Here is an 8,224-nt window from a genome sequence, read left to right on the forward strand (position 1 = left end):
AATCGCGAGACGGACACGGGGATCAACAGGCTCAAAGGGCGTCATGCCTCAAACAATGAGGGGAAGTGTCACCACCAAGACGCCGTGAATGGTCACCCGTCTATTGATGCAGAAGTGTCACCGATGTCCTGATACATAACACCGCCAGGACAGCTACGGCAGCCGAGAAGGCCAGCAAAGAAGGCGCTGACCAGCTATTTTCGTGGAGCCCCCTGTCGGATTCGAACCGACGACCCCCGCTTTACAAGAGCGGTGCTCTGGCCAACTGAGCTAAGGGGGCGAACGAGAACCCATATTACTTGCTGCCGCGGCGCGCCCGGCGATCAGGCTAGCGTGGGAGTCGATGACCACCTCGCCCGCGCCCGCCGCCACTGTGCGTCGGCGGCGGCTCACGGTCGTGGCCGGCGTCGTCGGGGCGATCGTCGTCGGCATCCTCACCGCCACCCAGTCCCGCATCAACAGCGAGCTCGGGCGCAGCCTCGACGACGGCTATCTCAGCTCGGTGATTTCGTTCGGGTCCGGGTTCGTCATCCTGCTCGTCGCGCTCGCCGTCTGGCGCCCGGGTCGCCGGGGGCTCGCGAGGGTCGCCTCGGCCGTGCGGGCGCGCACCACGCCCTGGTGGTACGTCACCGGGGGAGTGGCCGGCGGTCTGTTCGTGCTCTCCCAGGGGCTTACCGGCGCGACCCTCGGCGTCGCGCTCTTCACGGTCGCAGTCGTGTCTGGCCAGACCATCAGCGGCCTCGCCATCGACCGTCGAGGAATCGGCGCCACGCCTCCCGCCGCGATCACCGTGACCCGGCTCATCGGTTGCGCCCTCGCCCTCGTTGCGGTCGGCTGGGCGGTGTCGGCCCAGCTGGTCACCGACATTCCGGCGTGGATGCTGGTGCTCCCGTTCGCCGCCGGGCTCGGCATCGCCGGCCAGCAGGCGGTCAACGGCCAGGTGCGCGTCATCGCCGGGTCGGCGATGACGGCGACGTTCCTCAACTTCCTGGCCGGCAGCACGGTGCTGCTCGCGGCGTGCGCCGTGCACGAGGCCGTCGTCGGCTGGCCGGACCACTTCCCCACCAACCCGTGGCTGTACACCGGCGGGCTCATCGGCACGCTATTCATCGCCGGGGCGGTCGTCGTCGTGCGCACGACGGGGGTCCTGTTGCTCGGGCTGGGTTCGATTGCCGGCCAGCTCGTGATGTCCCTCGCGCTCGATGCGTTCCTGCCCATTCGCGGGCACGTGATCGAGGCGTCGACGGTGGCCGGCACCCTGCTCACCCTCGTGGCGGTGGCCATCGCCGCCGTGCCGTCCCGGCGGCTCAGAGCGCGGACAGATACTCCTCGGGGTTGATGCGCTCGGTGCGCACGTCCCGGCCATCGTCGGAGACCCCGCCCACGTAGAGCCAGCCGAGCAACTGCTCGTTGTCGGCGAGCCCGTGCAGGCGCCGCACCGGCTCGGAGCGGGTGAGATGCCCCGTGCGCCACATCACACCCCAGCCCGCCTCGGCGAGAAGCAGGCTCAAGACGTGGGCGACACCGGATGCCGCGGCCTCCTGCTCCCACTCCGCCACCTTCGGGCTGGGCCGGTAGGTGACCACGATGGCGATGAGCAGCGACGCCCGCAGCGGCTTGCCGGCGAGGGTCTCCGCTGCCTTGCCCTCGGTGCCCGACGCCTCGACGAACGCGGCGCCGAGTCGCTCGAGGGCGTCACCGCGCAACTCGATGAGACGCCACGGCCGCAGGGCGCCGTGGTCCGCCACCGTGCCGGCCGCGGCGACGAGCGGCAGGAGCTCGTCGTGACCGGGCGCGTCGCCGGTCACCCGCGGCCACGAGCGGCGGCGCCCCACGGCATCCAGCACCGTCATGCGGCGGCTACTTCTCTTCCTTGAAGCCGAGGGAGAGCGAGTTCATGCAGTACCGGTCGCCGGTGGGCGTCTGGTGCGCGTCGTCGAAGAGGTGCCCCAGGTGGGAGCCGCAGCTGGCGCAGAGCACCTCGGTGCGGGTCATGCCCAGGGTCTTGTCGGTGTTGAGGATCACGGCATCCGGGTTGATGGAGGCGTAGAAGCTCGGCCAGCCGGAGCCGGAGTCGAACTTGGTTCCGCTGGGGAACAGTTCGGCGCCGCACGCACCGCAGGTGTAGACGCCGGCACGCTTCTCGTCGAGGAGAGCGCCGGACCACGGGCGTTCCGTCGCGGCTTCGCGCAGGATCGCGTAGCGGGTGGGGTCGAGTTCCTGACGCCATTCGGCCTCCGACTTCGCCACGGGAAAGCTTGTGCCTCGCGCGCTCGTCGGGTCGGTGTGATTGCTCATGGGATGGTTCCTTTCCGAAAAAACCGTTCGATTCATTAAACTCGGCACCGTGCCCGAATGTTCCGTAGTCCGCAAGTCGTGGGGCGAACTCACAACTGACGAGTTGTATTCGATCCTCAAGCTCCGCACCGACGTTTTCTTCGTCGAACAGCGGATCGACGAAGAGGAGCTCGACAACCGCGACCAGGAGCCGACGGCGGAGCATCTGTGGATTCCGGATGACCGGGGCATCGCCGCCTACCTGCGGGTGCTCTGGGACGACGAGGCCTCGCACCGGGACGCCCACCGCATTGTGGGGCGCGTCGTCGTGCGCGCCGACCGACGCGGCGAGGGACTCGCGCAGGTCTTGTTCGCGGAGGCGGTGGAGCGGCACGGCCGCGACGCCATGCTCCTGCACGCCCAGGAGTACATCGCGCCGCTCTATGCCAAGTTCGGCTTCGAACCGTTCGGCGCCGTCTACGTGGAGGCGGGCCTTCCGCACCTCTCCATGTATCGAGCTGGCGTGTGAGGAACGCCGCGTGAGGGACACCGAGTGAGGGACACCGCGTCGTGGTACCGCACCTTCGGCGAGGTCGAGGCGCACGGCCAGTCCGCGATCTATGAGGAGTGGGCGCTCGCGGTGTCGGAGGACGCCCCCGTCCTCGCCCTGATCGACGAGCTCCCGCTGCAGAAGCGGCAACCCAACCTCATCTTCGCCTGCTCCCGGTTGCTCGGTGCCCCGGAGGGCCAGTACGCCGGGTTCCGTGACTGGCTCGTGCGCCACTGGCCCTCGGTCGCGGCGGAGACCGCGCACCGCAGCACGCAGACCAACGAGGCCCGGCGGTGCGCGAGCCTGCTGCCGGCGCTCGCGATGATCCCCGGGCCGCTCGCCCTGCTCGAAGTGGGGGCGAGCGCTGGCCTGTGCCTCTACCCGGACCGTTACAGCTACCGGTACGACGGGGGCGAGCCGCTGCATCCGTGCGACGGCCCGAGCAGCGTGCTGCTTGAGTGCGCGACGAACGGGCTGGTGCCGATGCCGACCCGGCTGCCCGAGATCGCCTGGCGCGCCGGCATCGATCTCTCGCCCCTCGACGTCACCGACCCGCGGGACACCCTCTGGCTCGAGACCCTCGTCTGGCCGGAGCAGCACGAACGCCGAGACCGCCTCCGTGCCGCGATCGCCATCGCGCGACTCGACCCGCCCCACCTCGTGCGCGGAGACGCGATCGATGCCCTCCCCGCGCTCGCCGCCGAGGCCCCAGCCGGCGCGACCCTCGTCGTGGTCGCGAGCGCCGTGCTCGTCTACCTTCCGGCGGCCGGGCGGATGCGGTTCGTCGAGACCGTGCGCGGCCTCGGCGTCGACTGGGTGTCGCTCGAAGGGGTCGGGGGACTGCCCACGGTGCAGGCCGCCATTCCGCCGGACAGCGGGCCGCCCGGCAGGTTCGTGCTCGCGCTCAACGAGCGCCCGCTGGCCTGGACGGGGCCGCACGGGCAGAGCCTCGACTGGTTCGCGGGCGATGCGCCCACCAGATTCGGCGCCGTGCCACCGCGCTAACAGCGCTGTCGGAGGGGCGGGTTCTAGGATTGCGGTGATCCGAGGAGTGCGAGTGGGAGCGACGCCTGAGCCCGACGAGACGTCGCGGCAGAGTCCGGAGTCGGCGATTCCGGAGCGCCTGCAGCGCATCCTGGAGTTCGAACGCCAGTGGTGGAAGCATGCCGGGGCGAAGGAAGAGGCGATTCGCGCGCAGTTTGGGCTGTCGGCGGCCCGGTACTATCAATTGCTGAACGCCGCGCTCGACGACCCTCGCTCACTGGTGTTCGATCCAATGCTGGTCAAGCGCCTGCAACGGATGAGGGACGCGCGCACGCAGGCGCGTTCGGCCCGCAGTGTGGGCTCCGCCCAGTCCGCCCCGGCGACGGACCACCCCTAAGCATCGGAAGAACCATGGCGACATTCCCGAAAGACCGCTTCGACAGCGTGCCAGACGATCTGTTGCGCACGGGCGCCCACCGAGGTCCCGCGCCGAAGGGCCGCGGCTGGATCGGCTTCGCCTGGGCCGCCCTCGCCACTGGGATTCTCGTTCTCGGCGGCCTCTTCGTCCTCTCCGTGATCAATGGCAAGTCGGCCATCGACCTCCCGTTCCTCGCCGCATCCGAGTCCCCGACCCCCACGCCGACCCCCACGGGAACGCCGACCGCCGCACCGAAACTCGACCCGGCGGTGCCGATCACCGTCCTCAACGGCACCACCACGGCCGGGCTCGCGAACCGGGTCGGTGACAGCCTCGTCAAGGAGGGCTGGGCCGGCGCGGCGGCAGACGTCGGCAGCCGGGCGAACACGGCGAAGCCCGACGTCGTCAAGACCACCGTGTACTACACGGACCCGGCCAACGAGGGGGCGGCACGAGCCCTCGTCACCTCGCTCAAGGTCGGTACCATCGTGCTCTCGAAGGTCTACACCGAGTCGCCGATCACCGTGGTTCTCGGCAGCGACTACAAGACGCCGACCGCCTGACCCGAACCCGGCCGCCTGGGCCGAAATCGCGTTCCCGTGTTACGCGGATGTTTAATTAACGTCGTTTTGTCGGATTTGCCGGCTCATTAGCCGAATGTTCCTTCCGATGGCGTCGCGTCGTCGTTATTATCTGGGATTGGTTGCCCCATCCGAGACTCCTGAGACCAGCACTGTGCGAAGTCGCTCGAGCCACCGGGTGGGACCCGAAATCGGATCGCGACCCGGTGCATCGCAACATCGCAGGCGCCGTAGAGAAACACAGCAAGGAGTTATCAATGGCGAACGGAACCGTCAAATGGTTCAACGCTGAAAAGGGCTACGGCTTCATTACGGTCGAGGGCGGCGGGCAGGACGTGTTTGTGCACTTCTCCGCCATCGACATGGGCGGCTACAAGGTTCTGGAAGAGGGCCAGCAGGTGACCTTCGAGGTGGGCACCGGCAACAAGGGCCCGCAGGCGGAGTCTGTGCGCCTCGCACAGTAGAACGACCCGCGCGATCCCTGATCGGAGGGCGCGCCCCGGCTAACGCCGCCCGGGCACCCGGGCGGCGTTAGTCTGTGGCCGTGGGGCACACTTCGGCGCGGACGCGCATACGCACTCGGTCGCTGCTGTCGGTGACCCTCGTCATCGGGCTCGGACTCAGCACCGCGGGGTGCGTGCCCGAGAAGACCAGCCCCTCTCCCGCCCCCGCCCCGAGTTACAGCTCCGGGTATCACACGCCGGCTCCCACCGCGATTGCCCCACTGCGCGGCACGACGGTTGCGCCGGGTTCCCTCGACCACGCGTCGATCGCCGCCAAGATCGACAACCATCCGGCGGCGCGGCCGCAGGTCGGTCTCGAGAGCACCGACCTCGTCTACCAGGAACTGGTGGAGGGCGGCCTCACCCGCTACGTCGCGGTGTGGCAGTCGACCATCCCCGCCCTGCTCGGGCCCGTGCGGTCCATCCGCCCGATGGACCCGGACATCGTCTCGCCGCTCGGCGGCATCATCTGCTACTCCGGCGGCCAGCAGCGCTTCGTCGACCTCATGCGCAAGACACCCGTCTACAACGCCATCCACGGCCAGGCAGACACCGCCAGCACGTTCTTTCGCACTCCCACCAAGGCGGCACCGCACAACGTGCTCGTGAAGGCCAAGGAGCTGCTCGCCCAGCACGCGAGCATCCCGGCCCCCGCGCAGCAGTTCGCGTTCTCCCTCGACGCGCCGTCGTCGACCGCGGCGAAGGACGGGGCGCGCACCGCGGTGATCAACTACGCGTTCTCCGGGGTCACGAACGGCAGCTGGACCTGGGATGCCGCGAAGGGCGTGTTCCTGCGCTCACAGGGCAGCGGGCCCGATCTGGACGGCGCGGGGGCGCAGCTCTCCGCCACAAACGTCGTGGTGATCCGCGTCACCGTCACCAACGACCACGACGTGCCCAAGACCAACCTGATCGGTTCCGGCGAGGCCTGGATCTCGTCCGGCGGCGGCACCGTGCACGCCACGTGGTCGAAGGCATCGGCGACGGATCCGATCCGTCTCGTCGACGGCGCGGGGGCCACCGTGCGTCTCGCCGCGGGCAACACCTGGATCGAGCTCGTTCCCTCGGCGGGATCCGTCTCGTTCGTCGCTCCCGTCTAGCCCTCCGGCCACCCTCCGCTCACTTGCACTCTCAGGGTCAGAGTGCCAGAATCGTTTAGCACTCCTCTATTGCGAGTGCCAATAGCTGTTGCTTTTTTGACGTCCCGGAAGGACGAAAGACACACATGGCAAAGATCATTGCTTTTAACGAAGAGGCCCGTCGCGGCCTCGAGCGCGGCCTCAACATCCTGGCCGACGCCGTCAAGGTGACGCTTGGCCCACGCGGCCGCAACGTCGTGCTCGAGAAGAAGTGGGGCGCACCCACCATCACGAACGACGGCGTCTCGATCGCCAAGGAGATCGAACTCGACGACCCGTACGAGAAGATCGGCGCCGAGCTGGTCAAAGAGGTCGCCAAGAAGACGGATGACGTCGCCGGCGATGGCACGACCACCTCGGTAGTGCTCGCCCAGGCCCTGGTTCGCGAAGGACTGCGCAACGTCGCGGCCGGCGCCGACCCGATCAGCCTCAAGCGTGGAATCGACAAGGCCGTCACGGCCGTCATCGCGGCGCTCGTCGCCGGCGCCAAGGAAATCGAGACCAAGGAAGAGATCGCGGCCACCGCATCCATCTCCGCCGGGGACCCCGAGATCGGCGCCCTGATCGCCGAGGCCATCGACAAGGTGGGCAAGGAAGGCGTCGTCACCGTCGAGGAGTCGAACACCTTCGGCACCGAGCTCGAACTCACCGAGGGCATGCGCTTCGACAAGGGCTACCTGTCGGCGTACTTCGTGACCGACCCGGAGCGCCAGGAAGCCGTCTTCGAAGACGCGTACATCCTGATCGTCAACTCCAAGGTGTCCAACATCAAGGACCTCCTGCCGATCGTCGACAAGGTGATCCAGTCGGGCAAGCAGCTCCTCATCATCGCCGAGGACGTGGATGGCGAGGCTCTCGCGACGCTCGTCGTCAACAAGATCCGTGGCATCTTCAAGTCCGTCGCCGTCAAGGCTCCGGGCTTCGGTGACCGTCGCAAGGCGCAGCTGCAGGACATCGCCATCCTCACCGGTGGACAGGTCATCTCCGAGGAGGTCGGCCTCAAGCTCGAGAACGCGACCCTCGACCTGCTCGGCCGCGCCCGCAAGGTCGTCATCACCAAGGACGAGACCACCATCGTCGAGGGTGCCGGCGACGCCGACGCCATCGCCGGTCGCGTCAAGCAGATCCGCGCCGAGATCGACAACACCGACTCCGACTACGACCGTGAGAAGCTCCAGGAGCGTCTCGCGAAGCTCGCCGGTGGTGTTGCGGTCATCAAGGCCGGAGCCGCGACCGAGGTCGAGCTCAAGGAGCGCAAGCACCGCATCGAGGACGCCGTTCGCAACGCGAAGGCCGCCGTCGAAGAGGGCATCGTCGCCGGTGGTGGCGTCGCCCTCATCCAGGCCGGTGCCGTCGCCTTCGCCACGGAGGCCCTCACCGGCCTCGTCGGTGACGAGGCAACCGGAGCCAACATCGTCAAGGTCGCCGTCGACGCGCCGCTCAAGCAGATCGCGACCAACGCGGGGCTCGAGTCCGGTGTCGTCGCGGAGAAGGTGCGCAACCTGCCTGCTGGCCACGGCCTCAACGCCGCGACCGGTGAGTACGTCGACATGCTCGAAGCCGGGATCAACGACCCGGTCAAGGTGACTCGCTCTGCCCTGCAGAACGCCGCCTCGATCGCCGCGTTGTTCCTCACCACCGAGGCAGTTGTCGCCGACAAGCCCGAGAAGGCTTCGGCGGCGGGCCCGGGTGGCGGCGACATGGGCGGCATGGGCGGCATGGACTTCTGACCTTCTGAGCCCATCAGAGGCGAAAAGCCACCCGGCCTCTCT

Annotated in this window: 10 protein-coding genes and 1 tRNA gene; 8 read left to right on the forward strand and 3 right to left on the reverse strand. The window is 68.3% G+C overall.

All coding sequences use genetic code 11. From position 1 onward, the window contains the following. Positions 1 to 203: 203 nt before the first annotated feature. A tRNA-Thr gene (locus VIM54_RS08645) sits at positions 204 to 280 on the reverse strand. Positions 281 to 343: 63 nt separating this feature from the next. Here VIM54_RS08645 and VIM54_RS08650 point away from each other — a divergent pair. Continuing rightward, a complete protein-coding gene (locus tag VIM54_RS08650) occupies positions 344 to 1,339 on the forward strand; it encodes a DMT family transporter (RefSeq protein WP_331900538.1) in 996 nt (331 codons plus the stop codon). On the opposite strand, the gene VIM54_RS08655 is transcribed toward VIM54_RS08650, so the two are convergent. Continuing rightward, on the reverse strand, positions 1,308 to 1,853 hold the full coding sequence (locus VIM54_RS08655) for a nitroreductase family protein (RefSeq protein WP_331900539.1): 546 nt from the start codon (positions 1,851 to 1,853) through the stop codon (positions 1,308 to 1,310). The two genes, VIM54_RS08650 and VIM54_RS08655, sit on opposite strands and share 32 nt — an antisense overlap. A 7-nt stretch (positions 1,854 to 1,860) precedes the next feature. After that, positions 1,861 to 2,298: a peptide-methionine (R)-S-oxide reductase MsrB gene (gene msrB / locus VIM54_RS08660; RefSeq protein ID WP_331900541.1), complete on the reverse strand. Its 438-nt coding sequence runs from the start codon at positions 2,296 to 2,298 to the stop codon at positions 1,861 to 1,863. 49 nt (positions 2,299 to 2,347) lie between these two features. Between msrB and VIM54_RS08665 the strand changes: the two genes are divergently transcribed. The 7 genes from VIM54_RS08665 (at position 2,348) to groL (ending at position 8,182) form a co-directional block, all read left to right on the forward strand. Beyond that, the gene (locus VIM54_RS08665) at positions 2,348 to 2,806 is read left to right on the forward strand and encodes a GNAT family N-acetyltransferase (RefSeq protein WP_331900543.1); all 459 of its coding nucleotides are present in this window, start codon (positions 2,348 to 2,350) and stop codon (positions 2,804 to 2,806) included. Between the two features lie 24 nt (positions 2,807 to 2,830). Beyond that, positions 2,831 to 3,832, forward strand: coding sequence for a DUF2332 domain-containing protein (locus VIM54_RS08670; protein WP_331900545.1), 1,002 nt, complete (start codon positions 2,831 to 2,833; stop codon positions 3,830 to 3,832). Between the two features lie 52 nt (positions 3,833 to 3,884). Next, the gene (locus VIM54_RS08675; RefSeq protein WP_331900547.1) at positions 3,885 to 4,208 is read left to right on the forward strand and encodes a DUF3263 domain-containing protein; all 324 of its coding nucleotides are present in this window, start codon (positions 3,885 to 3,887) and stop codon (positions 4,206 to 4,208) included. A 14-nt stretch (positions 4,209 to 4,222) separates the two neighbouring features. Beyond that, positions 4,223 to 4,792 carry a LytR C-terminal domain-containing protein gene (locus VIM54_RS08680; RefSeq protein WP_331900549.1) on the forward strand — a complete coding sequence of 190 codons (570 nt, stop codon included), beginning with the start codon at positions 4,223 to 4,225 and terminating at the stop codon, positions 4,790 to 4,792. A gap of 275 nt (positions 4,793 to 5,067) precedes the next feature. Then, the gene (locus VIM54_RS08685) at positions 5,068 to 5,274 is read left to right on the forward strand and encodes a cold-shock protein (RefSeq protein WP_331900551.1); all 207 of its coding nucleotides are present in this window, start codon (positions 5,068 to 5,070) and stop codon (positions 5,272 to 5,274) included. A 131-nt stretch (positions 5,275 to 5,405) separates the two neighbouring features. Beyond that, positions 5,406 to 6,413: a DUF3048 domain-containing protein gene (locus tag VIM54_RS08690; protein WP_331900552.1), complete on the forward strand. Its 1,008-nt coding sequence runs from the start codon at positions 5,406 to 5,408 to the stop codon at positions 6,411 to 6,413. A gap of 125 nt (positions 6,414 to 6,538) precedes the next feature. Then, complete coding sequence (groL, locus tag VIM54_RS08695) at positions 6,539 to 8,182, forward strand: chaperonin GroEL (protein WP_331900553.1); 1,644 nt, start codon at positions 6,539 to 6,541, stop codon at positions 8,180 to 8,182. Positions 8,183 to 8,224 lie beyond the last annotated feature (42 nt).

The sequence above is a fragment of the Lacisediminihabitans sp. genome, from assembly GCF_036569425.1.
Classification (GTDB): Bacteria; Actinomycetota; Actinomycetes; order Actinomycetales; family Microbacteriaceae; genus Lacisediminihabitans.

Bases quoted from the DNA above. Each gene is read 5' to 3' on its own strand.
- VIM54_RS08650 (WP_331900538.1), top strand. From the start codon at position 344: ATGACCACCTCGCCCGCGCCCGCCGCCACTGTGCGTCGGCGGCGGCTC.
- VIM54_RS08655 (WP_331900539.1), bottom strand. From the start codon at position 1,853: ATGACGGTGCTGGATGCCGTGGGGCGCCGCCGCTCGTGGCCGCGGGTG.
- msrB (WP_331900541.1), bottom strand. From the start codon at position 2,298: ATGAGCAATCACACCGACCCGACGAGCGCGCGAGGCACAAGCTTTCCC.
- VIM54_RS08680 (WP_331900549.1), top strand. From the start codon at position 4,223: ATGGCGACATTCCCGAAAGACCGCTTCGACAGCGTGCCAGACGATCTG.
- VIM54_RS08685 (WP_331900551.1), top strand. From the start codon at position 5,068: ATGGCGAACGGAACCGTCAAATGGTTCAACGCTGAAAAGGGCTACGGC.
- groL (WP_331900553.1), top strand. From the start codon at position 6,539: ATGGCAAAGATCATTGCTTTTAACGAAGAGGCCCGTCGCGGCCTCGAG.